This is a genomic window from Actinomadura xylanilytica (genome assembly GCF_030283145.1).
GTDB lineage: Bacteria > Actinomycetota > Actinomycetes > Streptosporangiales > Streptosporangiaceae > Spirillospora > Spirillospora xylanilytica.
Genome location: NZ_JASNWE010000005.1, coordinates 846,841 through 873,201 on the forward strand (window position 1 = coordinate 846,841; position 26,361 = coordinate 873,201).

Consider the following 26,361-nt stretch of genomic DNA (forward strand, 5'->3'; position numbering starts at 1 on the left):
CGGTTACGGCGGTTCGGGTCAGCCGCCGTACGGCGGCAGGAAGCCGGACGGGCCGCGCGGCGCCCAGGGCGGCCCGGCGGCGGGCCCGGCGGGCGCGTCGCCGCGGGGCGGGGTGCGCAGGAACGCCTGCCTGGCCAGGCCCATGAGGTCCAGCAGCGCGTCCCGGCGGTTCACGAACCAGCGGGGCTCGGCGACGCCGCGCTCGGCCCGCTTGTGCAGCAGGGCGAGCTCGGTGGCGGCGAGCTGGTAGTCGACCATGGCGCGCCCGGCCGCCGGTCCGCCGACGCTCCGGGCCCAGCGGCGGGCGGCGCGGCGGGACGGGATCGAGCGCAGCATCCGGATGTCCTGCGGGGTGACCAGGCCGGTGTCGGCGTAGATCGGGAGGTACCGCTCGATGAGCCGCACGGTGTGCCGGCGCTCCACCGCGACGATGACGATCAGGACGGCCAGGACGCAGGTGTTCAGCCCGTACACCGCGGCGAGGCCGCCCAGCCCGAGGGTGGTGGCGCCGTTCCAGAGGCCGTGCAGCAGCATCGCGCCGAGCAGGCCGAGCGCCGGTGCGAGGATCTGCCGGTCGCGGTGGGTGGCGGCGTAGGCGACCCCGAGGCCGGTCATCGCGGTGAACAGCGGATGGCTGAGCGGCGCGACGATGCCGCGCAGGATGAACACCGCCTGGAGCTGGTCGGTGCCGCCCTCCTCGAAGGCCCGCATGTAGTAGGTGACGTTCTCCATCATGGCGAAGCCGAGCCCGACCATGGCCGCGTAGATCAGGCCGTCGGCGAACCCGTCGATCTCGTTGCGGCGGAACCACAGCAGGCCGAACAGCACCGCGCCCTTCAGCGGCTCCTCGATGATCGGCGCGCCCACCGCGGAGCTGATGAAATGCCCGTTGACCTCGCCGAAGATCGGCACGGTGACGTACAGCAGGCCGAGGGTGTTGAGCACCAGCGCGCCCAGCACCGCGACCCCGGCGCCCCACATGAAGGAGAAGACCAGGGCGCGCGGCGGTTCGGGCTCGAGCCGGTCGAGGGTGAGCGCGAGCGCGATCAGCAGCGGGATGGGCAGGATCGCCAGGACCACCCCGGCCCAGAACCCCGAGCCGCCGTAGACGGCGTCGACGCCGAGCGCCCCGAGCGCGCACAGCGACGAGGCGGTGACTCCGACGATCAGGGCGATCGGGGGCCGGCCCGGGATCCGTCCCTCCAGGACCGCCTTGGGATCTACGCTCGCCATGACGTGAGGGTAACCGTCCCGGGCCGGACGGGCCGGGAGCCGGCCCTCCCGCGGGGCCGCGCGCCGTGCGCTGGCCGTCGCGCGGACCGCCGGGTCAGTGCAGCAGCGGGTCGACCGCGACCACGGTGAACAGCAGGGCCAGGTAGACGTTGGAGAGGTGGAAGAACCGCATCGGCCGCAGGTGCACGCCGGTCACTCCGGCGCGGACGGCTCGCAGCAGCCGGTGCCCCTCGGCGAGGAAGACCAGGCCGAGGACGATCGCCGCCGTCCCGTACACCGGGCCCATCCCGGCCACCGGCCACAGGACCAGCGAGCAGGCGACGGTCGCGTAGGTGTAGACGAGGCTCTCGGTGACGACCCGCCGCTCGGTGGCGACCACCGGCAGCATCGGCACCTTGGCCAGCGCGTAGTCCTCGCGGTAGCGCATCGCCAGCGTCCAGGTGTGCGGGGGCGTCCAGAGGAAGACGACGCCGAACAGCACGAACGGGGTCCAGGCCAGCCCGCCGGTGATCGCCGACCAGCCGATGAGCACCGGCATGCAGCCCGCGATGCCGCCCCACACCACGTTCTGCGAGGTGCGGCGTTTGAGCAGCAGCGAGTAGACGAAGATGTAGAACAGGATCGCGAACAGCGACATCGCCGCGGCCGGGCCGTTGACCGTCAGCCAGAACCCGGCCGTGGACAGCGCTGCCAGGGTGATCCCGAACACCAGGGCGCGGGTCGGGGTGACCTGCGCCCGGGCCAGCGGGCGGCGGCGGGTGCGGCGCATCTTGGCGTCGATGTCGCGGTCGATGTAGCAGTTGATCGCGTTCGCGGCGCCGGCCGACAGAGTGCCGAACGCCAGCGTCAGCAGTACCGTGCCGAGCGGGGGCAGGCCCTGGGCGGCCAGGAACATCACCGGGATGGTGGTGATCAAGAGCAGCTCGATCACGCGCGGCTTGGTCAGCGCGACGTAGGCGCGCACGCTCGCGGCGGGCGACCACCGGCCGGTCGCCGGATCGGCGGGCCCGGAAGGAGCTGCGGGGGCCTCCGGCACCTGGTCGTCGAGGTCGACCCCGAGCTTGTTACTGAGCACCGTCACAATCGGGTCCACGTCCAACTAGGCATGAGGAATCGCGTGCCACCCCGTCGGCGCCCCCGCGGTCCGGGAGGCGCCTCGGTCGGGTGCGACTTCGGCTTGAGAGTACGCGCGGCAGGTGTGTCAGCCGCGCCATCACTGTAGTCCGCCCCCTCCCGGGGTCGAGCACCGGGGCACCGGACGCGCCGCGCGCGCAGAAGGGACCAGGCGGGGCTCCCCCGCGAGATCACCCGGGCGGGGGTTATCGGCGGAGGCGATCGGGCAAGGGTCGTCAAAGGACGGCGCGGGTCCTCCGGGCCCGGGCCGGTGGTGGCACGCCCTCTGCCGCCAGCGGCGGCGGGCCGCTCGCGCGATAGGCTCGGTAGAGGCCGGATGCACGGCCTCCGGGGCCGCCGAGGGCGGCCGGCGGGGGACGGGCGGCGCCGGCCACTCCCCGGCCCGCAGCGGCTGCGGGACGGATCCGACGGGATCCGCACTGAGGAGGACACGGGGTCGGGCCCGGCGCCGCGGCAGGGCCGCGGCCGATGCCGGGCGTTCCCCGTGTGCATGCGTTGTGGAAAATTTGTGATCTTTGAGAGGAGCCGGGCGTTCCGTGAGTGGGGACATCAGCACGTTTGAATGGTCCGAGACGGACCGGCGGGCGGTCGACGTGATCCGCGCCCTCGCCATGGACGCGGTCGAGGAGTGCGGCTCCGGTCACCCCGGGACGGCGATGAGCCTGGCGCCGGCCGCCTACCTTCTCTTCCAGCGTTACCTGCGGCACGACCCGACGGACCCGACCTGGGCGGGCCGGGACCGGTTCGTCCTGTCGTGCGGGCATTCCAGCCTGACCCTTTACATCCAGCTCTACCTGTCGGGCTACCCGATGACGCTGGACGACCTGAAGTCGCTGCGCAAGTGGGGCAGCCTCACCCCGGGGCACCCCGAGCACGGGCACACCGCGGGCGTGGAGACCACCACCGGGCCGCTCGGCCAGGGCATCGCCAACGCGGTGGGCATGGCGATGGCGGCCCGCCGCGAGCGCGGCCTGTTCGACCCCGACGCCGCCCCCGGCCAGTCCCCCTTCGACCACACCATCTGGGCGTTCGCCTCCGACGGCGACATCGAGGAGGGCATCAGCCACGAGGCGAGCTCGCTGGCCGCGCACCAGCGCCTCGGCAACCTGGTGCTGCTCTACGACGACAACCACATCTCGATCGAGGACGACACCGCGATCGCGCTGTCGGAGGACGTGCGGGCCCGCTACGCCGCCTACGGCTGGGACGTCCACCACGTCGACTGGACGGCCGGCGGCGACTACGAGGAGAACGTCGGCGCGCTGGCCGCCGCGTTCGACGCGGCCAAGGCCGAGACCGGCCGCCCGTCGTTCATCGCGCTGCGCACGATCATCGGCTGGCCCGCGCCGAACAAGAAGAACACCGGCAAGATCCACGGGTCGGCGCTGGGCGCCGAGGAGGTCGCGGCCACCAAGCGGATCCTCGGCCTCGACCCGGCCGCGTCCTTCGACGTGCCGGACGAGGTCCTGGCGCACGCCCGCGAGGTCTCCGACCGGGGCCGCGCGCTGCACGCCGACTGGGACGTCTCGTTCGCGGCGTGGCGCAAGGCCCACGCCGCGCGCGCCGCCGAGTACGACCGGATCTCCTCGCGCACGCTGCCGGACGGCTGGGCGGGGCGGCTGCCGGTCTTCGAGGCCGGCAAGGACCTGGCCACCCGCGCCGCGTCCGGCGAGATCCTGGCCGCGCTGGCGCCGGTGCTGCCCGAGCTGTGGGGCGGCTCGGCCGACCTGGCCGAGAGCAACAACACCACGATGAAGGGCGAGCCGTCCTTCATTCCCGATGAGTACCAGACCAAGGAGTTCCCGGGCGGGCGCTACGGCCGCACGCTGCACTTCGGCGTCCGCGAGCACGCGATGGGCGCGATCTGCAACGGGATCGCGCTGCACGGCGGCACCCGCCCCTACGGCGGCACGTTCCTCATCTTCAGCGACTACATGCGCCCGGCCGTGCGGCTCGCGGCGCTGATGCGGCTGCCGGTGACCTACGTGTGGACGCACGACTCGATCGGCCTGGGCGAGGACGGCCCGACGCACCAGCCGGTCGAGCACCTGTGGGCGCTGCGCGCCATCCCGGGCCTGGACGTCGTCCGGCCCGGCGACGCCAACGAGACCGCCGTGGCCTGGCGCACCGTGCTGGAGCACGGCGACCGCCCGGCCGGGCTGGCGCTGACCCGGCAGAAGCTGCCGACGCTCGAGCGCGGCAACGGGATCGCGTCCGCCGAGGGCGTCGCCCGGGGCGGGTACGTGCTGGCCGACGCGCCGGACGGGCACCCGCTGTTGATCATCATCGCCACCGGCAGCGAGGTGCAGCTCGCCCTGGAGGCGCGCGAGGCGCTCCAGGCCGAGGGCACCCCGACCCGGGTCGTGTCGATGCCGTGCGTCGAGTGGTTCGACGCACAGGACGACGCCTACAAGCAGGAGGTGCTGCCCCCCGGGGTGCGCGCCCGGGTGTCGGTGGAGGCCGGGGTCGCGCTCGGCTGGCGCGGCTACATCGGCGACGTCGGCGAGTCGGTCAGCCTGGAGCACTTCGGCGCCTCGGCCGACCACAAGACGCTGTTCCAGCAGTTCGGCATCACCTCCGAGAGGGTGGTCGCCGCGGCCAAGGCCAGCCTGATCAAGGCCGGCGTCCAGGGTGCCGGGCGGGGCTCGACCACCGGGACCTAGAGGCGGTGGCGGGCGCGGCCCGGCCGCGCCCGCCCCGCGCCCGCCCGCGGGCCCCCGCCCCCGGTCCCGACGACTCGACGAGGAGACAAGACGATGAGCGAAAACCTGAAGAGGCTCTCCGACGAGGGCGTGTCGATCTGGCTCGACGACATCAGCCGGGAGCGGCTGCGGTCGGGCGGCCTCGAACGGCTGGTCAAGGAGAGCCACGTGGTGGGCGTCACCTCCAACCCCACCATCTTCGCCAAGGCGCTGAGCAAGGGCTCGGCCTACGACGACCAGGTCCGCGACCTGGCGGTGCGCGGCGTGGACGTCGACGAGGCGTCCCGCGCGATCACCACCTACGACATCCGGTGGGGCTGCGACGTGCTGCGCCCGGTGTACGACCGGACCGGCGGGCTCGACGGCCGGGTGTCGATCGAGGTCGACCCGCGGCTGGCGCGCAAGACCGAGGAGACGGTGGCCGAGGCGCGGGCGCTGTGGTGGCTGGTGGACCGGCCCAACCTGTTCATCAAGATCCCGGCGACCGAGCAGGGGCTGCCCTCGATCACCCGGACGCTGGCCCAGGGGATCAGCGTGAACGTGACGCTGATCTTCTCGCTGGAGCGCTACGGCAAGGTCGTCGACGCCTTCTTCGAGGGCCTGGAGCAGGCCCGCGAGAACGGCCACGACCTGAGCACGATCGCGTCGGTGGCCTCGTTCTTCGTCAGCCGCGTCGACACCGAGATCGACAAGCGGCTCGACGCGATCGGCTCGGCCGCCGCCAAGGGGCTCAAGTCCAAGTCCGGCCTCGCCAACGCGCGCCTGGCGTACGCGCTGTACGAGGAGAAGTTCGGCACCGGCCGCTGGCAGGCGCTCAAGGACGCCGGGGCCCGGCCGCAGCGTCCGCTGTGGGCCTCGACCGGCGTGAAGGACCCGGCCCTGCCCGACACGCTGTACGTCGACGAGCTGGTCGCGCCCGGCACGGTCAACACCATGCCGGAGGCGACGCTGGAGGCCGAGGCCGACCACGGCGCGGTCCGCGGCGACACCGTCCGCGGCACCTACGAGGACGCCCGCGCGCACATGGCGGCGCTCAAGGACGCCGGCGTCGACTACGACGACGTCGTCAAGGTGCTCGAGGACGAGGGCGTCGACAAGTTCGAGAAGTCCTGGACCGAGCTGCTCGGCAGCATCTCCGGCGAGCTGGACGCCAAGGGGGCCCGCGCGTGACCTCGGTGGTGACCGCCGGCGGCGCGTCGGTCACCATCCGGGGCGTCGTCCTCGATGAGAGCGAGACGGTCCTGGACCGGCTCGTCTCCGACGGCGTCCCGCACTCCCTGACGTCGCGGAACGCCAACCTCTGGGGCCCGGACGCGGCCCCGGGGGCGGCCCGCCGGCTCGGCTGGCTCGACCTGGCCGAGAGCTCGCGCCCGCTGCTGGACCGGGTGGCCGAGCTGGCGGCGGACGCCCGCGCCGCCGGCCTCGACCGGGTGGTGCTGGCCGGGATGGGGGGCTCGTCGCTCGCCGCCGAGGCCATCGCCGGCGCGGCCGGAGCCGCGCTGACCGTCCTCGACTCCACCGACCCGCACCAGGTGGCGCGGGTGCTCGGCGAGGGGATGGACCGCACCCTGGTGGTGGTGTCCAGCCAGAACGGCACCACGATCGAGACCGACGCGCTGCGCCGGGTCCTGGAGCACGCGCTCTGGGAGGCCGGGTGCAGCGGCGACGACCTCGCACGGCGGGTGGTGGTCGTCACCGGCCCCGGGTCGCCGCTGGAGGCGGTCGCCGCCGACACCGGTTACCAGGTGGTCCTGGCCGATCCGGGCGCCGGGGGGCGGTTCGGCGCGCTGAGCGCGTTCGGGCTGGTGCCGGCCGCGCTGGCGGGCGCCGACGCGGGCGCCCTGCTGGACGAGGCGGCGCGGCTGTCGCCGGCGTTGCGGCAGCCCTACGACAACCCGGCGCTGGCGCTCGGCGCCGCGCTCGGCGCGTCGGCGCTGAGCGGGCGCGACAAGCTGGTCCTGGCCGACCACGGCTCGGGCCTGACCGGGTTCGGCGGCTGGGCCGAGCAGCTCGTCGCCGAGTCCACCGGCAAGGACGGCAAGGGCCTGCTGCCGGTCGTGGTGGAGGGGGTCGGCGCGCCCGGCTTCGAGCTCGCGGGCGACCTGCGCCGGGTCATCCTGGGCGGGCGGCCGGACGAGCCGGGCCCGGCCCGGGAGGCCGGGCTCAGCGTCGCGGGCCCGCTCGGCGCGCAGTTCCTGCTGTGGGAGTACGCGGCGGCGGTCACCGGCCGGGTGATCGGCGTCAATCCGTTCGACGAGCCCGACGTGCGCGCGTCGCAGGACAACACCGCCGCGCTGCTGCGCGCCGAGGAGGGCGCGGCGCCCACGGTGATCGGCCGGGCGGCCACGCTGGTGTCGGGGGCGGTGGAGGTGCACGCCCCCGGCGCCCTGCTGAAGGGCGTCACGACGCTCGGCGGCGTGCTCGAGCGGCTGCTGGAGGCCGTCCCCGAGCGCGGGTACCTGGCGGTGCTGGCGTTCCTGGACCGCTGCGGCGACGCCGACGCCGCGCGCCTGCGCCCGCTGCTGGCGGCGCTCGGCGGGCGGGTGCGCAAGCGGCCGGCACCGGTCACGTTCGGGTGGGGGCCGAGGTACCTGCACACGGCCGGCCAGTACCACAAGGGCGGCCCCCAGAACGGGGTGTTCTTGCAGGTCACCGCCGAGGCCACCACCGACGTGACGGTGCCCGGCAGGCCGTACACCCTCCGGCAGCTCCAGCTCGCGCAGGCGTACGGCGACCTGCGGGTGCTGCGCTCGCTCGGCCGCCCGGCCGTGCGGCTGCACCTGCGCAGCCGGACCGAGGGCATCGCCCAGCTGATCGAGGCGCTGAGCTGACCGGGGCACCGGGCCGGAGCAGGCGCCCGCCCGGCGGGGACGGCGCGATCGGCGGTCTCCCGTCCCCCGCCGACCAGAAGATCGTGGAGTTGGTCGCGAATGACCGTTCTCTCCTGAAACGATAGGAGCCAGGAGGAACGGTGTCTGGGTTCGACGTACTGACGCGCGGCGACGTGCTGGATTCGGCGTTGCAGGCGCGGGACTACCTCGTGGACTGCGGGGTTCCCGGCGCACTCGCGGCCAAGGATCCGCGGCTGTGGGGACGGCGGGCGGTGGATCACAGCCGGCTGGGCTGGCTGGACCTGCCGCACGCCTCCCGCGGGCTGCTCGGCCAGATCGACGGCCTGGCCCGCGAGGCCCGCTACTCCGGTCTCGACCACATCGTGCTGATCGGGATCGGCGCGGAGAGCCTGGCCGCCCAGGCGATCGTCGAGGCGCACGCCCCGGGCGGGGCGACCGCCGGAGGGCGGGCGCCCGGCGGGGCGGGCCCGGCCGGCGCGCCGCCCGGCGGGCTGACCGTGCTCGACGGCAGCGACACCGCCGCCCTCGCGTTCGCCCTCGAGCGGCTCGACCGCACCCTCGTCGTGCTGGCGAGCAAGGCGGGCGTGTCCCTGGAGGGGGACGCCTACCGGCGGATCTTCGCCGACGCGTTCCGGCGGTACGGCATGTCCGAGCGCGAGATCGCGGGCCGCTTCCTGGTCATCACCGACCACGGCAGCCCCCTGCACGACTTCGCCCGCCAGTGCGGGTACCGGATCGGGCTCACCGACCCCTATCTGCCCGGCCACTTCGGCGCGCTGTCGGCCTACGGGCTGGTCCCCGCGCTGCTCGCGGGCGCCGACGCCGAGCGGCTGCTGGACGAGGCCGCCGCGCTGGCACCCTCGCTCGCCCAGGAGGAGGACAACCCCGGGCTGCTGCTCGGCGCGATCCTCGGCGGCTGCGCCCAGCAGGGCCCCGGCGGCGTCGCCCGCGACAAGGTGGTGCTGCGCGAGCCCGGCGGTCCGGGCGCGCTGACCTCCTGGATCTCCCAGCTGCTGGCCGTCGGCACCGGCAAGCGGGGCCGCGGCGTGATGGTGTTCGAGCCGCCCGGCGTCCAGGGCGAGGCGCCCGACGTGCACGGGGTGGCGCTGAACCCCCGGGCCGCGCACGACGACGCCGACACCTCGCTGTGGGCGCCGCTCGGCGCGCAGTTCCTGCTGTGGGAGTACGCGACGGCGGTGTCGGGCTGGCTGCTCGGCGTCAACCCGTTCGAGGCGGGCAGCACGGTGGTCCAGGAGGCCGAGGACGACGCGGCGACGATGCTGCGCGCGGCGGGCGCCGGGCCGCTGCCCACCGGGGAGCCCGTGGCGGTGGACGGCGACATCGAGGTGCACACCGAGCCGCTCGGTCCCGGCGGCTTCGCGGGCGGCGCCGGCGGTCTCGCCGGCGCGCTCGACGGGCTGCTCGGGTCCGTGCCCGCCGACGGCTACCTGTCGATCGTGACGTACCTGTCGGGCGACTTCTCCGGGCGCTACCTGGCCCCGGCGCTGGCCCGTCGCGCCGCCCGCCCGGTGGCCTACGGTCCCGGGCCCGGCTACCCGCACGCCAACGGCACCGTCCACAAGGACGGCCCGGCCGGCGGCGCGTTCCTGGTCATCACCGGCGAGCCGGCCCCCGGCGACGCGCTGGCGGCCCACCCCATCCCGGGGCGCCCGTACGGCCTGGCCAAGCTCCAGCTCGCCCGGGCGCTGGCCGAGGTGCGCGCGCTGCGCCAGCGCGGGCTGCCGGTCGTCCGGCTGCATCTGCGCGACCCCGTGGACGGCGTGGGCCGTCTCACCGAGGCCGTGCGCGGGACCTCCGGGTCCCGGCGGACGGTCCGGTGACGGGGTGAAGCGGACGGCATCGTGACGAGCTTCACCTCGGTCACCTACGGGGAGACCGCCATCACCGCCCGGGGGGCGATCCGGGAGGCGGCCGAGCGCGCGATCGGCCGGCTCTGGATCGATCGCGTCCCGGTCCGCCTGGCCTCCGAGGACCCGGCGCTGTGGCCGTCGGCGGCGCAGGCCGCCGCCGAGGGCCGCGCCCTGTGCTGGCCCGGCCAGCCGGGGCCGGCGCGGGCGCTGCTGGACCGGATCGGCGCGCTGCGCGACCGGGCCCTGGGCGACGGGCTGACCGAGGTGGCGCTGCTCGGGGGCGGTGCGCCGGCGCACGCGGCCGGCCTGATCGTCCGGCAGGCGCTCGACGCGCAGGAGGCCGGGGACGAGGCCGGGCCCGGCGCGGCGGACCCGCCCCCCGGCCGGGCCCGGCCGGCGGTCCCGGCGGGCGGCCAGGGCCCGCGGCGCTCGCCGCTGACCGTGCTGGACGGTCCCGAGCCGGGGCCGGTGCTCCGCGCCGGCGACGATCCCGAGCGGCTGCGCCGCACCCTGGTCGTGGTCACCGGCGACAATCCCGCCACCGGCGCGCTGCGCCGGGTGTTCGAGCGGATGTTCCTCGACCTGGACCTGCCCGCCGCGGAGGTCGCGCGGCGGTTCGTGACCGTCGCCGAGCCGGGCGCCCCGGCCGCCAAGCTCGCGGCCGAGGCCGGGCAGGCGGTGGTCGAGGCCCCGGCCCCGGGGGTGTTCGGCGCGCTGTCCCCGTACGCGCTGGTGCCCGCCGGCCTCGCCGGCGCCGACGTCGGGACGCTGCTGGACCGGGCCGCCGCCGTCCTGCCCGCGCTCACCCGCCCGGAGAACAACCCCGGGCTGGTGCTCGGCGCCATCCTTGGCGGGGCCGCGCGGGCGGGTCGCGACACGGCCGTCCTCGGCGGGTACGCCGCGGCGCTTCCCGGCCTGGCCGACTGGATCGCGCGGCTGCTCGCCGGGGCCGTCGGCGGCCGGGTCCTGCCGCTCGTCCAGCGGGGCGGGCTGCCGATCCTGCCGACCGACGACATGTTCCTGGTCACGCTGGACGGCCGTCCGCGCCAGGACGACGCCACGGTGTCCGGCCCGCCGGCCGCGCAGCTCGTCGTGTGGGAGTACGCCGCCGCCGTGGCCGCGTACCTGCTCAACACCGACCCGTTCGGCGGCGGCGCCCCGGCCCTCGGACCCGGCCCGGACCCCGGCCGCGACACCGGCCACGACACCGGCCCGGAACCCCTGCCGGCCATCGGCGCCGGCGACGACGGGGCGCTGCTCGTCGACGGGGAGCCCGGGCAGGCGATCGAGGCGTACGCGCGGGACCCGGCGTTCGCCGGGGCGGCGACCCTGCCCGCGCTGCTCGAGGCGCTCGTCGGGCGGGCCGGCGCCGACGGGCACCTGGCGATCGTGGCGCATCTGGACCCCGACGAGAGCCGGGGGCAGGGCGCGCAGGTCAGGAGGCTCGCGGGCCTGCTGGCGGCGCGGTGCGCCCGGCCTGTGACGATCAGCTGGGGTTGCCGTTACCCCGCGTTCGGGAATGATCATCAAGAGAAGGGCGTATACCTGATGCTGACCGGGAACGTCGTCCGCGACGTGCCGGTGCCGGACCGGCGCCACGGACTGGGCGCGCTCCAGTCCGCGCAGGCCCGCTCGGACGCCCGCGCGGCCCGTGGGGGCGGGCGTCCGGTGCTCCGGCTGCACTTGCAGAACCGCTGGTCGGGCCTCGCCCGGCTGCTCGACGCCGCCCGAGGAGGGGCATGAGCCCGGCACCGCCGGCCACGCGCGCGGGGCGGCGCAGTACGCGCCGCGCGCGCAGGGCACACAGAGACAGCAGGATCGGTCGGTGGGCAGGAACGGTCCACGGCGCAGTCCGAGACGAGGGGGCCTCCACGTGACCACCACATCCAACCCGCTGCGGGATCCGCGCGACAAGCGCCTGCCACGGGTCGCGGGACCGTGCGTGCTGGTGCTGTTCGGGGTCACCGGCGACCTGTCGCGCAAGAAGCTCCTCCCGGCGATCTACGACCTGGCCAACCGGGGGCTGCTGCCGCCGGGCTTCTCGCTGGTCGGCTTCGCGCGGCGCGACTGGGACCACCAGGACTTCCGGCAGATCGCCTACGAGTCGGTCAAGGAGCACGCGCGCACCCCCTTCCGCGAGGACGTCTGGACGCACCTGTCGGAGGGCATGCACTTCGTCCCCGGCGAGTTCGGCGACCCGGGCGCGTTCGACGCGCTCGCCATGGCGGTCAAGGAGCTGGACGAGAGCCGCGGCACCGGCGGCAACTACGCGTTCTACCTGTCGATACCGCCCAAGTTCTTCCCCAAGGTGGTCGAGCAGCTGCGCCGCAGCGGGCTGGCCGACCGGAGCGACGGGGAGTGGCGGCGGGTGGTCATCGAGAAGCCCTTCGGCCACGACCTGGCCAGCGCCCAGGACCTCAACGACACCGTGCACCGGGTGTTCCCCGAGGAGTCGATCTTCCGGATCGACCACTACCTCGGCAAGGAGACGGTGCAGAACATCCTGGCGCTGCGGTTCGCCAACTCGATGTTCGAGCCGATCTGGAACCGCTCGTTCGTCGACCACGTGCAGATCACCATGGCCGAGGACATCGGCATCGGCGGCCGGGCCGGCTACTACGACGGCATCGGCGCCGCCCGCGACGTGATCCAGAACCACCTGCTCCAGCTGCTCGCGCTGACCGCGATGGAGGAGCCGACCTCCTTCGCCGCCGAGGCCGTCCGCGCCGAGAAGGCCAAGATCCTGTCCTCGGTGCGGGTGCGCGGCGACCTGTCGCAGTCCACCGCCCGCGGGCAGTACGCGTCCGGCTGGCAGGGCGGCGTGAAGGTCGAGGGCTACCTGGAGGAGGACGGCATCCCCGCCGACTCCCGCACCGAGACCTACGCCGCGATCAAGCTGGAGATCGACAACCGGCGCTGGGCCGGGGTGCCGTTCTACCTGCGCACCGGCAAGCGGCTCAGCCGCCGGGTGACCGAGGTCGCGATGGTGTTCCAGAAGGCGCCGCACCTGCCGTTCTCGCACACCGACACCGAGGAGCTCGGGCAGAACGCCCTGGTGATGCGGGTGCAGCCGGACGAGGGCATCACGGTGCGGTTCGGCTCCAAGGTGCCCGGCACCTCGATGGAGATCCGCGACGTCAACATGGACTTCGCCTACGGCGAGTCCTTCACCGAGTCCTCCCCCGAGGCGTACGAGCGGCTGCTGCTCGACGTGCTGATCGGCGACCCGCCGCTGTTCCCGCGGCAGGAGGAGGTCGAGCTGTCCTGGAAGATCCTCGACCCGATCGAGGAGTACTGGGCCGGGCAGGGCGGGCTCGACCAGTACAAGTCCGGCGGCTACGGACCCGACAGCGCCGACGAGCTGATGGCGCGCGACGGCCGCACCTGGAGGCGACTCTAATCATGAACATCGATCTCACCGGCACCACCACCCGCAAGATCCAGGACGCGCTGACGCAGGCCCGGCACCTGATGGGCGGCCCGGCCGTCGGGATGGTGCTGACCCTGATCATCGTCACCGACGAGTCGGCCCAGTACGACGCGGTGCGCGCGGCGACCGAGGCGGCCCGCGAGCACCCCTGCCGGGTGCTGACGGTCATCTCCCGCGACGCGCGCGGCAACTCCTCCCGGCTCGACGCCGAGATCCGGATGGGCGAGACCGGCCCCGGCGAAACGGTACTGCTGCGGATGTACGGGCCGCTGGCCGAGCACGCCGACTCGGTCGTGGTGCCGCTGCTGATGCCCGACACCCCGGTGGTGACCTGGTGGCCGGGCGGCAAGGTGCCCAAGGTGCCCGCGCGCGACCCGCTGGGCAGGCTGGCGGCGCGCCGGGTGACCGACGCGTACGCGGCCCGCGACCGGCTCGGCACGCTCGCGCAGCTCGCCGACGGCTACCGGCCAGGCGACACCGACTTCACCTGGACGCGGCTGACCTCGTGGCGGTCGCTGCTGGCGGCGGCGCTCGACCAGGAGCACGAGGCGATCCTGTCCGGCGAGGTGTCCGCCGAGCCCGACAGCCCGAGCGCGGAGCTGCTGGCCGCGTGGCTGTCGGTCCGGCTCGGGGTCCCGGTCGGCCGCGTGGTCTCCGACGGACCGGGCATCACCGGCGTGCGGCTGGTCACGGCCGGCGGCGACCTGGCGGTGTCCCGTCCGGACGGGCGGGTCGCCACGCTGTCGCGGCCCGAGCAGCCCGACCGGCAGGTCTCGCTGATGCGGCGGCACATGTCCGAGCTGCTGGCCGAGGAGCTGCGCCGGCTCGACCCCGACGAGGTCTACCAGGAGGCGGCGAAGCGGTTCGCCAAGGACCTGGCGGCCGGGGTCCGGGAGGGCGTCGCCTCCGACCCGGTGTCGGGCTCCCCCGAGGCCGCCGCGTCCGGGCGGTCCGACACGTCCGGGCCGTCCGAGGCCGGGCCGGCGAAGCCCGCCAAGGGCCGCACGGCGGGGAAGTCGCCGTCCGCGCGCAAGGCGGGGCCGCGGGCCGAGCCGCCGGAGGACGCATGACCCCCACCGTGCTGGTCCACCGCGACCAGGAGCTGCTCGCCAAGGCGGTGGCGGCCCGGCTGGTGACCCGGATCGTCGACGCCCAGGCGGCCCGGGGCGCCGCCTCGATCGTGCTGACCGGCGGCGGGGTCGGCACCGCCGTCCTCGCCGAGCTGGCCGCGACCGGCGCGCGCGACGCCATCGACTGGCGCAAGCTGGACGTGTGGTGGGGGGACGAGCGCTTCCTGCCGTCCGGCGACCCCGAGCGCAACGAGACCGGCGCGCGCGCCGCGCTGCTCGACCACGTCGGCACCGATCCGGCGCGGGTGCACCCGATGCCGGCCAGCGACGGGCCCGACGGCGACGACCCCGAGAAGGCGGCCGGCCGGTACGCCGCCGAGCTGCGCGCGGCGGCGCGGCCCGAGGACCACGGCCCGGTGCCGTCGTTCGACGTGCTGATGCTCGGGGTCGGCCCGGACGCGCACGTGGCCTCGCTGTTCCCCGAGATGCCGGCGCTCTACGACGAGCGCCCGGTGGTGGCGGTGCGCGGCGCCCCGAAGCCGCCGCCGACCCGGATCTCGCTGACGCTGCCGGCGATCCGGGCGGCGCGGGAGGTCTGGGCCATCGCGGCGGGCGGCGCCAAGGCCAAGGCGGTGCGGCTCGGGCTGTCAGAGGCGGGCCCGGTGCAGATCCCGGTCGCCGGCGCCCGGGGCCGCCAGCGCACCCTGTTCCTGCTCGACCGCGCCGCCGCGGCGGAGCTTCCGCCCGGCATCGACCGGATCGCGTCACCCTAGCCCCGGCGCCACCCCGCTCGCACCGTTCGTACGGATCGTTCGGGCGCGGCCCCGCGTTACCCCGCATACTCTGGCGAACGGGATGGAATCCCGCGTCGAGCGTTGAGGAGTAGCGAGGTGCGCAGAAGCCGGACGGGAACCGCGGTCGCGGTGGTCACATGCGCGGTGGTGGCGACCGCCGCCGGATGCTCGTCGGGAGGCGGCGACGGCGGCGGTTCCGGCGGCGGGGGGAAGGCCGCCCCGGCGAAGCTGACCCTTTCACCGGCGACCGGGACACAGCGGGTCGCCCCCGACCAGCCGGTCACGGTGAAGGCCGACCAGGGCAGGCTCGGCGCGGTGACCCTCGCCGACGCCAAGGGCCGCAAGGTCGAGGGCCGGCTCGCCGCCGACGGGCGGTCGTGGCGGTCGACCCGCCCGCTCCGCCCGGCGACCGCTTACACCCTCACCGCGCAGGGCGGCGGCGACGGACCGGTCACCGCGAAGTCCTCCTTCACCACGCTGACGCCGCGTAAGAAGCTGGAGAGCGGCATGTCGCCGCTGGAAGGCGAGAAGGTCGGCGTCGGCATGCCGGTCCAGCTGCTGCTGACGCAGCCGGTGCCCACCAAGGCGGGCAAGCAGGCGGTCGAACGCGCCCTCGACGTGCGGATGTCCAAGCCCGTCGAGGGCGCCTGGTACTGGATCAGCGACAAGGAGGTCGACTTCCGGCCCCGCGACTACTGGCCGTCCGGCCAGAAGGTCCAGGTGACCGCGCGCCTCGCGGGGCTCAACGTCGGCGACGGCGTGTGGGGCGTGAAGGACCGCACGCTCGGCTTCACCGTCGGCCCGAAGCACGTCACCACGATCGACGCGCAGTCGCACCGCGCGACGGTGAAGGACGGCGGCGGCACCGTGCGCACCATGAAGGTCAGCCTGGGCAAGCCCGGCGACGACAGCTACAGCGGCGTGATGATCGCGCAGGAGAAGAACCGGGCGATGGTGATGGACTCGGCCACCACCGGCGACCCCGGCGCGTACCGCACCCCCACCAAGTGGAACGTCCGGATGACCTACAGCGGCACGTTCGTGCACTCCGCGCCGTGGTCGACGGGCGCGCAGGGCAACGCCAACGTCAGCCACGGCTGCGTCAACGCCGCCCCCGGCGACGCCAAGTGGTTCTACGACTTCACCAACCGCGGCGACATCATCGAGGTGACCGGCACCACCCGCAGGCTGCGGTTCGGGAACGGCCCGACGCCGTGGGCCAAGTCGTGGGACGCGTGGCTCAAGGGCAGCGCGCTCGGCGCCCCGGTGACCGGCAAGCCCCTCACCTGACGGACCCGCGAGGGCCGGCGGGCCGCGACCAAAGTCTGGGGCCCATCGACCACGGCCCACTGTCCGGGCCCGGCGGCGTCGATATCGTGGGCCCGGTGGACCTGCGGCGCGAAGCGCGGAACCGGGCCGCCGACGTGGCCGTCACCGCGGTCGCGGCCGGGCTGGGCCTGATCATGCTCCAGGCCGCGCTGGAGACCTACCCCGCGACCCAGCGGACCGAGATCGCCCGGGACCTGCCCGTCGGCGCCCTGGCGTGTACCGTCCTACTGCTGTTCCGGCGTCGGTGGCCGGTGCGGGTCGCGCTACTGCTGAGCGTCATGGAGACGCTCGCGTCCTCGGCGATGGGCGCGAGCGCGATGGCCCTGTTCACCCTCGCGGTGCACCGGTCCTGGCGGACGACCGCGGGCATCGCGGCGCTCGACGCCGCCCGCGTCCTGGTGGTCTTCCGGCTGGCGCCGATGCAGACGGACCGCGAGTACGTGGAGGGCGTCACCGTCGTACTGCTCTCCTACACGGTGATCATCTCGGTCGGGATGCTGATCCGGTCCCGGCGGCAGCTCATCGAATCGCTCACCGAGCGGGCCCGGCAGGCCGAGGAGGGGCAGCGGCTGCGGGTCGAGGAGGCCCGGCTGCTGGAACGCGAGCGGCTCGCCCGCGAGATGCACGACGTCCTCGCGCACCGGATCTCGCTGCTGGCCGTGCACGCGGGCGCCCTGGAGTTCCGGCCGGACGCGCCGCTCGACCAGCGCCGCGCCGCCGGGATCATCCGCAAGAGCGCCTACGAGGCGATGGAGGACCTGCGCGAGGTGATCGGCGTGCTCCGCGACGACGCGGCCGAGGCCGAGCCCGAGCGCCCGCAGCCGACGCTGACCGACCTGCCCGCGCTCGTCGAGGAGTCCCGGCGGGCGGGGGCGCGGGTCGTCCTGGAGTGCCTGGTGCCCGATCCGGCGGCGGTCCCGGCCCGGATCGGGCGGCACGCGTACCGCATCGTCCAGGAGGGGCTCACCAACGCGCGCAAGCACGCCCCGGGCGCCCGCGTCCTGGTGACGGTGGACTCCCCCGCCGCGGCGGGGCTGACGATCGAGATCGTGAACCCGCTGCCGCCCGGCTTCGTCCCGCTCGGCCTGCCGGGCGCGGGCGCCGGGCTGGTCGGCCTCGGCGAGCGGGTCGGCATGGTCGGCGGCACTCTGGAGCACGGCCGCACCGGCGACGACCGCTGGCGGCTCAGGGCGAGCCTGCCCCTTCCGGGGTGAGCCCCGCCGCGCAGCGGCGCAGGAAGCCGAACCATCCGGCCGCGATGACCGCGGCGGTGAGCAGCCCGGCGCCGAGGAACGCCGGCCGGGGGTCGCCGCCGGACGCGCCCGCGACGGCCCCGGCGACCGCCGCACCGAGCGGCGTCGCGGCGAGGAACAGCGACCGCACGACGGTGGTCACCCGTCCCATCAGGTGGCGCGGCACCCACGCCTGGCGGGCGCTGCGGTTGACGACGCCGGCCAGCGTCACCGCGCCGAGCTGGACGGCGTTCACCGCCGCCAGCGCCCACCACGCCGTGACTGCCGCCATCACCGGCAGCGTCGCGGCGACGACCGCGACCGCCGCCGCGATCACGGGCAGCGGCCCGGCGCGCGCGGCGATCCGCGGCGCGGCCATCGCGCCGGTGACCCCGCCGAGCCCGCCCGCGGCGAGCACCGCCCCCACCAGCGGCGGGGGCAGCCGGAGGGTGACCTGGGCGAAGTAGACGATCAGCGTGTCCACGGCGAGGCACAGGTTGACCAGGGTCTGCACGACGGTGAGCACCAGGAGCGGCCGGAAGCCGGTCACGAACCGCACCCCCTCGGCGAACTCCGCCGCGAGCGCGCGTCCCGTCCCCCGGCGTACGCGCGGCACGCCGGACGGGTCGGCGCGGGCGGCGGGGACGGCGCGGGCGGCGGGCCGGTGCCGCGCCACCGCCGCCAGCGACGCGAGCGAGATCGCGAAGCTCGCCGCGTTGACCAGCAGCGCGGTCTCGACGCCGACGGCAGCGGCGAGGACGCCGACCAGTGCGGGCCCGGCCACCTGCGAGATCTGGGCGGCGGTCTCCAGGAGGGAGTTGGCGCGCAGCAGCCCCGCCCCGGGGAACAGGTCCTTTACCGCGACCGCGAGCGCCGCGTCGAAGAACACCGTCGCGGCCCCCGCCAGGAACGCCAGCGCCAGCACGATCCACAGCCGGGCGGCGGCGGCCCAGGCCAGGAGGGGCAGCGCGGTGAACACCCCGGCGCGGACGACGTCCGAGGCAATCAGCACGGCCCACGGGTCCAGCCGGTCGACGATCGGCCCGGCGGGCAGCCCGACCAGCAGGTGGCCGATGCCGCGCGGCGCTGCGGCGAGACCGGCGGCGAGCGGGTCGTGCGTGAGCCGCAGGACCAGGAGGGGCACCGCCAGGACCGCGAGCCCGTCGCCGAGGACGGACACCGACTGGCCGTACAGGAACACGCGATGAGGGAGGGGCACCCGGCGTCCGTACCCGCCGCGCGCGGCGCCGACGCGGGCCGCAGGTCGGGCCGCAGGTCGGCGGCGGGCGGGCGGCGGGCGGGCGTGGCGCGCGCCGCCGGCCCGTAGAGTAAGCGGATGGACTCACCCACCCGCGTGCTGATCGTGGACGACGACGCGCTCGTCCGGGCGGGCCTGTCGATGATACTGGACAGCGCCGCGGACCTGGAGGTCGTCGCGGACGTCGCGGACGGCGCCGAGGTCGTGGCCGCGGTGAACGAGCACCGGCCGGACGTGGTCCTGATGGACATCCGGATGCCCCGGCTGGACGGGCTGGCCGCCACCGAGCGGCTGCGCGCCCGCCGCGAGCCCCCCGAGATCATCATCCTGACCACCTTCGACACCGACGACCACATCCTGCGCGCGATGCGGGCCGGGGCGAGCGGCTTCCTGCTCAAGCACACGCCGCCGGCCGAGATCGTCCGGGCGATCCGGCAGGTCGCGGCGGGCGAGCCGATGCTGTCGCCGGCGGTGCTGCGCAAGATGATGTCCTACGTCGCCGAGACCGGCGTCGACCCGCGGCAGGAGCGCGCCCGCGCGCTGCTCGGCCGGCTGAGCGAGGGCGAGCGCGCGGTGGCGGCGCTGGTCGGGCGGGGCCGCACCAACGGCGAGATCGGCCGCGAGCTGTCGCTGAGCGTCGCGACGGTGAAGGCGTACGTGTCGCGGCTGCTGACCAAGCTGGAGCTCAACAACCGGGTGCAGATCGCCCTGCTGGTGCATGACGCGGGCGCCCCCGGCCCGGCGGGCTGACCTCCGGTCCGGACTCCGGCCGCGAGGCCGGGCCGACCATGGGCACCGGGCGGGCCGACCATGGACGCCGGAGGCGGCGACTTCGGTCGGGCGACCGCAGACCATCGGCCGACGCGGCGGGCCCCCTCCGGCCGCGAGGCTGAGAGGCATGATCAGTGTTGAACGCCTGACCAAACGCTACGGTGACGTCCCGGCGGTGCACGAGGTCTCGTTCCAGTGCGCGCCCGGCACCGTCACCGGTTTCCTCGGTCCGAACGGGGCGGGGAAGTCCACCACGATGCGGATGATCTGCGGGCTGACCCCGCCGACGACCGGGTCGGCGACCGTGAAGGGCGTCCCGTACCGGCGGATCGCCAACCCGGGACGGCACGTCGGGGTGCTGCTCGACGCCGCCGCCCAGCACGCCGGGCGCACCGGCCGCGAGACCCTGGCGCTGACCGCGCACACCATCGGCGCCGACCGGGACCGGGCCGCGCGGATGCTGGACCTGGTGGGGCTGACGCCGAAGGCGGCCCGGCGCCGCGTCGGCGGCTACTCGCTCGGGATGCGGCAGCGGCTCGGGATCGCGCAGGCGCTGATGGGCGACCCGAGCGTCCTCATCCTGGACGAGCCCGCCAACGGCCTGGACCCGGAGGGCATCTTCTGGATGCGCGGCATGCTGCGCGAGTTCGCCGACCGGGGCGGCACGGTGCTGCTGTCGTCCCACCTGCTGCTGGAGGTGGAGGCCGTCGCGGACCGGTTCGTCGTCATCGCGAACGGGCGGATCGCCGCGCAGGGCACCAAGGCCGAGCTGCTCGCCGCCCCGGACGGGGTGCTGGTCCGGGGGCTCGACGCGACCGCGCTGCACGCGGCGCTGGCCGCGGCCGGGCTGGACCCGCGGCCCGAGGGCGAGGGCGCGTTCGCGGTGCGGGCCACGGCCGAGGCGGTGGGCCGCGCGGCGGCGTCCGCGGGGGTCGTGCTGCTGGAGCTGCGCCAGGCCGGCGGGGGCGGCCTGGAGCGGCTCTTCCTTTCCCTGACCGCCGGGACGGCCCCCGTCCCGCCGCCCGCCGGGGCACCCGCCCCGGCCGCCGAGGAGGCCCTGCGATGACCGCCACCACCGCCCCGGCGGCCCTGCTCGCTCCGGCCCGGCCGCCGCTCGGCCGGCTCGTCGCCGTCGAACTGCGCAAGATGGTCGACACCCGGTCGGGCCGCTGGCTGCTGGTCCTGATCGCGGTCGCCGGCGTCGCGCTGATGCCCGTGGTGCTGTTCACCGTGGACGAGCCGGACCAGTCGGTCGTGGAGCTGTTCGTCGCCTCGCAGACCGGTGCGGCGATCCTGCTGCCGGTCCTCGGCATCCTGTCGGTGACCGCCGAATGGTCGCAGCGGACGGCGCTGTCGACGTTCGCGCTGGTGCCCGAGCGGAACCGGGTGCTGACCGCCAAGCTGGCCGCCGGCACCGTCCTCGCGGCGGTGTTCCTGGTGCTCGGGATCGCCGTCGCGGTGCTGACCCGCGCGCTCGGCGGGGCGCTCGGGCGGTCCGGCGGGAGCTGGTCGCTGCCGGCGTCCCTGGTCGGCACGATGCTGCTGTTCACCGTGCTCATGGTGATGATGGGCGCCGCGTTCGGGATGCTGTTCATGAACTCGCCGGTGGCGATCGTGCTGTACTTCGTGCTGCCGAGCCTCTGGTCCACCCTGGGCGAGATGATCCAGCGGCTGAAGGGGCCGGCCGGCTGGCTGGACACCAACCGCACCCTCGACGTCCTCACGCAGGAGGGCGTCAGCGGCGGGGAGTGGGCGCGGATCGGGGCCTCGCTCGCGGTGTGGCTGCTCCTCCCCCTCGCCGCCGGGGCCGTCCGGCTCGCCCGGCGCGAGGTGAAGTAGGCCGCTCAGCCGCCCGGGGGCCGGCGGGGGGCCAGCGGCACGTGCCTGAGCAGCAGGGCCGCCGCGAGCCCCACCGCCAGCAGCGGCAGCGAGGCGAGGAAGAGCACCGAGAACGCCTCGGCGAAGGCTTCGGCGACGCCGGTCCGGACCGGGCCGGGGAGGGTGCCCAGCACCTCCGGCCGGACGGCGTCGTCGAACGAGGGCACCGCCCCGCCCGGGACGCGGCGGACGACCTCCTCGGCGAAGCGGTTCGACACGATCGCGCCGAAGACGGCCATCCCGGCCGCGGTCCCGACCATGCGGGTGGCGAACACCCCCGAACTGGCGGCGCCGAGGTCCCGGGGCGGCGCCGCGTTCTGCGCGATGAGCATGACGACCTGCTGGGACAGTCCGGCGCCGAACCCGAGCACCGCCATGTAGAGCCCGGCGGTGACCAGGCCCGTCCCCGCGTCCATGGTGGCCAGCAGCGCCACCCCGGCGGCGCTGATCGCCATGCTCGCCGCGGGCAGCCGGTGGTAGCGGCCCGTCCGGGCGATGTAGCGGCCGGCCCCCAGGGACGCGGCGAGGAGCCCGAGCATCATGGGCAGCAGGAGCAGGCCCGACTCGGTGGCGCCGGTGTCCCCCACCACCTGGAAGAACATCGGCAGGTAGGTGGCCAGGCCGAAGCCGGTCGCGCCGCCGACCAGGGCCACCACGCACGCCACGGTGAACGAGCGGTCGCGGAACAGCCGTGGCGGGATCACCGGCTCGGCGGCGCGGCGCTCGGCCAGCACCCACGCGGCCAGCAGCACCGCCGTCCCGGCGCCCAGCCCGACGATCGCCGGCGAGCCCCACGGGTACCGGGTGCCGGCCCAGCTCGTGAACAGGGTGAAGCAGGTGACCGCCGCGCCGAGCAGCACGATGCCCGGATAGTCGACGCGGGGACGGCCCTGCGGCTTCGGCAGCCGGAGGAACAGCAGGGTGGTGGCCACCGCGACCAGCCCGAGCGGCAGGTTCACGTAGAACACCCACCGCCACGACGCGTGGTCGGTGAGGAACCCGCCGGCGAGCGGTCCCCCGATGCTGGAAACCGCGAAGATCAGCGCGGAGTAGCCCTGGTAGCGGGCCCGTTCCCGGGGCTCGAACAGCTCCCCGGTCAGCGCGAACATCGAGCTCATCAGGCAGCCGGCGCCCGCGCCCTGGACGACGCGGAACGCGATCAGCCAGCCCATCGACGGCGCCGCGCCGCACGCGGCCGACCCGGCCAGGAAGCCGAGCAGCCCGGCCAGGAAGACCGGCTTGCGGCCGAACAGGTCGCCGAGCCGCCCGGACAGGGGGACGGTGACGCTGGTGGCCAGCACGTACGCGGTCGAGACCCAGGCGAGCCGGTCGAGCCCTCCCAGGTCCCCCACGATCGCGGGCAGCGCCGTACTGAGCACGGTCGCGTCCAGGGATGACATCAGCCCGGCGAGCATCAGCCCGCCGAAGACCAGCAGCCGGTGCCGGCGGCTCATCGGCGCGGACGGGGCGGTCATGGTCATGCGCACCTCACACTGATTGACTTAGGCATATAAATGCTAAACGCATCAATGTGACCGGCGCAACCGCCGCCGCTAGACTCCCCCCATGAGCGAGGACGCGGCGGACGCCGTCGAGCGGAGCATGGTCAGGCTGCGGCGCGGCATGTCCCGGCAGCGGCTGGGCAAGGCGGCCGTCCGCGAGCACCACCTCCCCGTCGACCTCCAGGTCCTGCACGTCGTGGACATCGTGGACGAGGGCCCCGACCGGCCCGGCCAGGAGATGAGCGTCGGCCTCGTCGCCGCCCGCCTCGGGGTCGACGCCTCGCGCGGCAGCCGCATCGTCGCCGAGGCCGTCAAGCACGACTACGTCCGCCGCGTCGCCTCACAGGAGGACGGCCGCCGCATCCACCTGGAGCTCACCGCCGCGGGCCGCGAGGCGGTCGCTGCCACCCGCGGCACCCGCAAGGACCACTTCGCCAAGGCCATGGGCGACTGGACCGCGGACGAGCGCCGCGAGTTCGCCCGCCTCCTCACCCGCTTCGTCGACGCCTACGAGGACTGACGAGCCCGCGCGCCGCCACCGGCCCGCGCCTCGGGTGGCCGGCGGAGCGGCGGCGGGGCGGGGCGGGCCGGCGGCGTCGTGGTGGCGGGCGAAGGTCAGGTGAGGAAGAAGTTGTCGTGCTTGACGAAGAACTCGGCGCGCTCCTCATCGGTCAGGTCCGCGAGGTCGGTGATGCCCTCGAAGTACGCCTCGCGCGGGGCGCCGGGGGCGAAGAGCAGCAGCATCGAGGCCGGCTCGCCGGACTCGTTGCGGAAAGCGTGCAGGCCACCGGGCGGAACGTACAGGAAGTCGCCCGAGCGGGCCGAGATCCACGTTTCGCCGTCGTACAGCCGCATCGTGCCCGACAGGATGAAGAACGCCTCTGACATGGCCTTGTGGAAATGCGTGCTCGGCCCGGCGGGCTCGGGCCCCATGTCCACCTGGTAGAGACCGTAGTCACCGTCCGTGGACTTTTTGGTGGCCAGGTAGCGGTACGCGGTGCCGGTGCTGTCGGTGGGCCCCTGACTCCCCTTCGGGCGGGAGACGTGGTCGTACTCGGCGTCCGCGGGGCGGAAGGCGGCGCTGACCTCGCCCGGGCCGTCGTAGCGGGGGTCGGGGTAGGCGGGCACGAGCAGGGACATCGGAATCTCCTCACATTGATAATCTCAACGTTGAGATACCTCACCAGAGAGGTGTCTCAATGTCAAGTCTGTGAATATTGAGATAGTTGACGGAGGCCCCCCATGACCGACGCCGTGGACGCGGTGCTGGACCTGTGGCTCCGGGAGCGGCCCGATCTCGACCCCTGGCCGACCGGGCTGGTGGGACGGGTCCAGCGGCTGGCGCGCTTCCTGGAGCAGGCACAGAAGGAGTTCCTCGCCGGGCACGGCCTGGAGTACTGGGAGTTCGACGTGCTCACCACGCTGCGCCGGTCGGGCCCGCCCTACGAGCTGTCCGCGGGCGCGCTGATCCGGGCGACGATGGTCACGTCCGGGGCGATCACCAACCGGCTCGACCGGATGGAAGTGAGCGGCCTGGTCGAGCGGGTGCGGGACACCGCCGACCGCCGTTCGGTCCGGGCCCGGCTCACCGCGCGCGGGCACGACGTCGTCGACACGGTGTTCCCCCTGCACATCGAGAACGGGAAACGGATGCTCCAGGACCTCGCCCCGGAGGACCGCGAGCCCATGGCCCGCCTCCTGCGCACGTTGCTGGAGTCGTTCGGCGACACCTCCCTCGACTGACCCGTCCGGGCGGGTCCGCCGGTTTCGACGGGGAGGAAAACCGCGATCCGGCCGCCGTATATCACCAATCTCCGTTACACGTGGTGCCGAGGTAGTTCAATTCCGTTAAACCCGAATACATTCGTTGTCGTACACATCAGCATTACCGATGGGCGATGTGTGAATACCTCTGACCTTCCGCGCAGGTGTTGAAGAGGTCACGGCGCGCAACGACCCTGGCGAGTGACACCGAACGGAGGGTTCGTGATGGCACCCACTGAGGCGGGGAGTGCGCCGCCTGTTTCCCGAGGCCCGGCGGCGGGGCGGCGGGGGGCGGATCGGGGCGTGGACGTCCTCGCCGTCCTGACGCTGCCCGGCGTCGAGCGCTCGGTCCCGTACGCGCGGCGGTTCCTGCGCGACACGCTCGTCCCCGGGCACGTGTCCGCGCGGGACGAGGTCCTGGACGACATGGCGCTGGTCGTGGACGAGTTCACCGGCAACGGGATCAAGCACACCGCGTCCGGCGACGGCGGCAGCATCACGCTCGTGCTGCTGGCCGGACGGGACATGCTGCGGGCCGAGGTGACCGACGACGGCGCGGGCGGCCTGCGGCCCGTCCTGCGGGCGGCGCCCGAGGGCGAGAACGGGCGCGGGCTGCACATCGTCGGCGCCCTCGCCGAACGCTGGGGGCACCGGCCCGACGGCCCGCGCACCACGGTGTGGGCCGAGTTCAGGCGCCGCGACTGACGGCCGCGGCGGTGCGCCCGCCGGCCGGCGGACACCAGACCGCCGGCCCGGCCGTCCCCTCGACCCGCACGCCCCGGGCCGCCGCGCCCCCGGCCGCCACGCGCCGCTGCGCCCCGAACAGGTGACGAGCTGAGATCGGCGGCGTAACGGATACGGCGTTCCAGTGGCGCGGGGCGATATATCCCCTGCACAATGCCCCGCATGCCCCGCAATGAAGATCACTTCCGGCTGTGGCGGCGCGTCCTCCGCCCCGGCACCACAGTGGAGGACATCGACGCGTTCGCCAGGAGCCGCCAATGGCCCATGGGAGACGTCGTCGAACGCGACCGGGCGGCCGGCACCGACGGTCGGGTGACCTGGCAGGCCGGTGCCGGGGTCGCGCTCGCCTACGTCGAGGACGCCATGTTCGGCATCGGCTGCTACACCTGGAGCGCCGACCCCGGCGACCTGGGCGGGATCGCCGACAAGACGCTCGAGCCGTGGACCGTCCCGGACCTGTGCCGGGCGCTCGACGGCGTCGCCGACGCCAAGGCGCGGGGCCAGGGCGTCCTGCGCCTCGGCCTCGCCTCGGCCCCCGGGCACGACGAGCACGTCTTCGCCCGGATCTCGGCGGCGCTCGCCGACGCCGACCCCCGGGTCCGCTTCGCCGCCCTCTGGGCGGTCGCGTTCGCCGGGTACGCCAGGTTCGGCCCAGCCGTGCGCCAGCTCGCCGAGCGCGATCCCGAGGAGTTCATCAGGCAGCGGGCCGCCGCCACCTCCCTCCCGCGGGCCTAGGCTGTGTCCCAACACCCCCGGCCCGGCGCCCTCGCCTGACGGCTCGAACGCCGACCGTGCTT

General features: G+C 74.8%; 22 protein-coding genes. 17 read left to right on the forward strand and 5 right to left on the reverse strand.

The window, feature by feature from the left end:
- Positions 1–18: 18 nt before the first annotated feature.
- Together QP090_RS33760 and QP090_RS33765 are read right to left on the reverse strand one after the other, a co-directional pair.
- A complete protein-coding gene (locus QP090_RS33760; RefSeq protein WP_285943730.1) occupies positions 19–1,233 on the reverse strand; it encodes a PrsW family intramembrane metalloprotease in 1,215 nt (404 codons plus the stop codon).
- Between the two features lie 94 nt (positions 1,234–1,327).
- Complete coding sequence (locus tag QP090_RS33765) at positions 1,328–2,314, reverse strand: heme o synthase (RefSeq protein ID WP_285943731.1); 987 nt, start codon at positions 2,312–2,314, stop codon at positions 1,328–1,330.
- Positions 2,315–2,903: 589 nt separating this feature from the next.
- Here QP090_RS33765 and tkt point away from each other — a divergent pair.
- From tkt to QP090_RS33815, 10 genes are all read left to right on the forward strand, one after another.
- Positions 2,904–5,030: a transketolase gene (tkt, locus tag QP090_RS33770; RefSeq protein ID WP_285943732.1), complete on the forward strand. Its 2,127-nt coding sequence runs from the start codon at positions 2,904–2,906 to the stop codon at positions 5,028–5,030.
- 93 nt (positions 5,031–5,123) lie between these two features.
- Positions 5,124–6,239 carry a transaldolase gene (gene tal / locus QP090_RS33775; protein ID WP_285943733.1) on the forward strand — a complete coding sequence of 372 codons (1,116 nt, stop codon included), beginning with the start codon at positions 5,124–5,126 and terminating at the stop codon, positions 6,237–6,239.
- Complete coding sequence (locus tag QP090_RS33780; protein ID WP_285943734.1) at positions 6,236–7,900, forward strand: phosphoglucose isomerase-related protein; 1,665 nt, start codon at positions 6,236–6,238, stop codon at positions 7,898–7,900. The genes tal and QP090_RS33780 overlap by 4 nt, the downstream gene beginning before the upstream one ends.
- Before the next feature lie 140 nt (positions 7,901–8,040).
- Positions 8,041–9,762, forward strand: coding sequence for a phosphoheptose isomerase (locus tag QP090_RS33785; protein WP_285943735.1), 1,722 nt, complete (start codon positions 8,041–8,043; stop codon positions 9,760–9,762).
- A 21-nt stretch (positions 9,763–9,783) separates the two neighbouring features.
- Positions 9,784–11,535, forward strand: coding sequence for a hypothetical protein (locus tag QP090_RS33790; protein ID WP_285943736.1), 1,752 nt, complete (start codon positions 9,784–9,786; stop codon positions 11,533–11,535).
- A 130-nt stretch (positions 11,536–11,665) separates the two neighbouring features.
- A complete protein-coding gene (gene zwf / locus QP090_RS33795) occupies positions 11,666–13,192 on the forward strand; it encodes a glucose-6-phosphate dehydrogenase (RefSeq protein WP_285943737.1) in 1,527 nt (508 codons plus the stop codon).
- 2 nt (positions 13,193–13,194) lie between these two features.
- On the forward strand, positions 13,195–14,292 hold the full coding sequence (locus tag QP090_RS33800; RefSeq protein WP_285943738.1) for a glucose-6-phosphate dehydrogenase assembly protein OpcA: 1,098 nt from the start codon (positions 13,195–13,197) through the stop codon (positions 14,290–14,292).
- Entirely contained in the window at positions 14,289–15,065 is a 777-nt protein-coding gene (gene pgl / locus QP090_RS33805) for a 6-phosphogluconolactonase (RefSeq protein WP_285943739.1), read from the forward strand. Before QP090_RS33800 ends, pgl begins: the two co-directional genes overlap by 4 nt.
- Positions 15,066–15,182: 117 nt before the next feature.
- The gene (locus tag QP090_RS33810) at positions 15,183–16,376 is read left to right on the forward strand and encodes a L,D-transpeptidase (RefSeq protein ID WP_285943740.1); all 1,194 of its coding nucleotides are present in this window, start codon (positions 15,183–15,185) and stop codon (positions 16,374–16,376) included.
- Between the two features lie 95 nt (positions 16,377–16,471).
- Positions 16,472–17,629 carry a sensor histidine kinase gene (locus QP090_RS33815; protein ID WP_285943741.1) on the forward strand — a complete coding sequence of 386 codons (1,158 nt, stop codon included), beginning with the start codon at positions 16,472–16,474 and terminating at the stop codon, positions 17,627–17,629.
- Here the strand turns inward: QP090_RS33815 and QP090_RS33820 are convergent.
- Positions 17,601–18,866 carry an MFS transporter gene (locus tag QP090_RS33820; RefSeq protein ID WP_285943742.1) on the reverse strand — a complete coding sequence of 422 codons (1,266 nt, stop codon included), beginning with the start codon at positions 18,864–18,866 and terminating at the stop codon, positions 17,601–17,603. The two genes, QP090_RS33815 and QP090_RS33820, sit on opposite strands and share 29 nt — an antisense overlap.
- Positions 18,867–18,983: 117 nt before the next feature.
- Here QP090_RS33820 and QP090_RS33825 point away from each other — a divergent pair, with 117 nt between their 5' ends.
- The 3 genes from QP090_RS33825 to QP090_RS33835 all read left to right on the forward strand — a co-directional run bounded on the left by QP090_RS33825 (position 18,984) and on the right by QP090_RS33835 (position 21,515).
- The gene (locus QP090_RS33825) at positions 18,984–19,655 is read left to right on the forward strand and encodes a response regulator transcription factor (RefSeq protein WP_285943743.1); all 672 of its coding nucleotides are present in this window, start codon (positions 18,984–18,986) and stop codon (positions 19,653–19,655) included.
- 148 nt (positions 19,656–19,803) lie between these two features.
- Positions 19,804–20,742, forward strand: a complete 939-nt coding sequence (locus tag QP090_RS33830; RefSeq protein WP_285943744.1) for an ABC transporter ATP-binding protein — start codon at positions 19,804–19,806, stop codon at positions 20,740–20,742.
- Entirely contained in the window at positions 20,739–21,515 is a 777-nt protein-coding gene (locus tag QP090_RS33835) for an ABC transporter permease (protein WP_285943745.1), read from the forward strand. Before QP090_RS33830 ends, QP090_RS33835 begins: the two co-directional genes overlap by 4 nt.
- A 5-nt stretch (positions 21,516–21,520) precedes the next feature.
- Here QP090_RS33835 and QP090_RS33840 read toward each other — a convergent pair whose 3' ends face one another.
- The gene (locus QP090_RS33840; protein WP_285943746.1) at positions 21,521–23,035 is read right to left on the reverse strand and encodes an MDR family MFS transporter; all 1,515 of its coding nucleotides are present in this window, start codon (positions 23,033–23,035) and stop codon (positions 21,521–21,523) included.
- Between the two features lie 85 nt (positions 23,036–23,120).
- Between QP090_RS33840 and QP090_RS33845 the strand changes: the two genes are divergently transcribed.
- Positions 23,121–23,576 (forward strand): MarR family winged helix-turn-helix transcriptional regulator, encoded by a 456-nt coding sequence (locus tag QP090_RS33845; protein ID WP_285943747.1) that lies wholly within the window; start codon positions 23,121–23,123, stop codon positions 23,574–23,576.
- Positions 23,577–23,671: 95 nt separating this feature from the next.
- Here the strand turns inward: QP090_RS33845 and QP090_RS33850 are convergent, their stop codons facing one another.
- Positions 23,672–24,196, reverse strand: coding sequence for a cupin domain-containing protein (locus QP090_RS33850; RefSeq protein WP_285943748.1), 525 nt, complete (start codon positions 24,194–24,196; stop codon positions 23,672–23,674).
- Between the two features lie 102 nt (positions 24,197–24,298).
- Here QP090_RS33850 and QP090_RS33855 point away from each other — a divergent pair, with 102 nt between their 5' ends.
- The 3 genes from QP090_RS33855 to QP090_RS33865 all read left to right on the forward strand — a co-directional run bounded on the left by QP090_RS33855 (position 24,299) and on the right by QP090_RS33865 (position 26,299).
- Entirely contained in the window at positions 24,299–24,799 is a 501-nt protein-coding gene (locus tag QP090_RS33855) for a MarR family winged helix-turn-helix transcriptional regulator (RefSeq protein WP_285943749.1), read from the forward strand.
- Positions 24,800–25,123: 324 nt separating this feature from the next.
- Complete coding sequence (locus QP090_RS33860) at positions 25,124–25,525, forward strand: ATP-binding protein (RefSeq protein ID WP_285943750.1); 402 nt, start codon at positions 25,124–25,126, stop codon at positions 25,523–25,525.
- 201 nt (positions 25,526–25,726) lie between these two features.
- Positions 25,727–26,299 (forward strand): HEAT repeat domain-containing protein, encoded by a 573-nt coding sequence (locus QP090_RS33865; RefSeq protein ID WP_285943751.1) that lies wholly within the window; start codon positions 25,727–25,729, stop codon positions 26,297–26,299.
- The last annotated feature ends 62 nt before the right edge of the window (positions 26,300–26,361 follow it).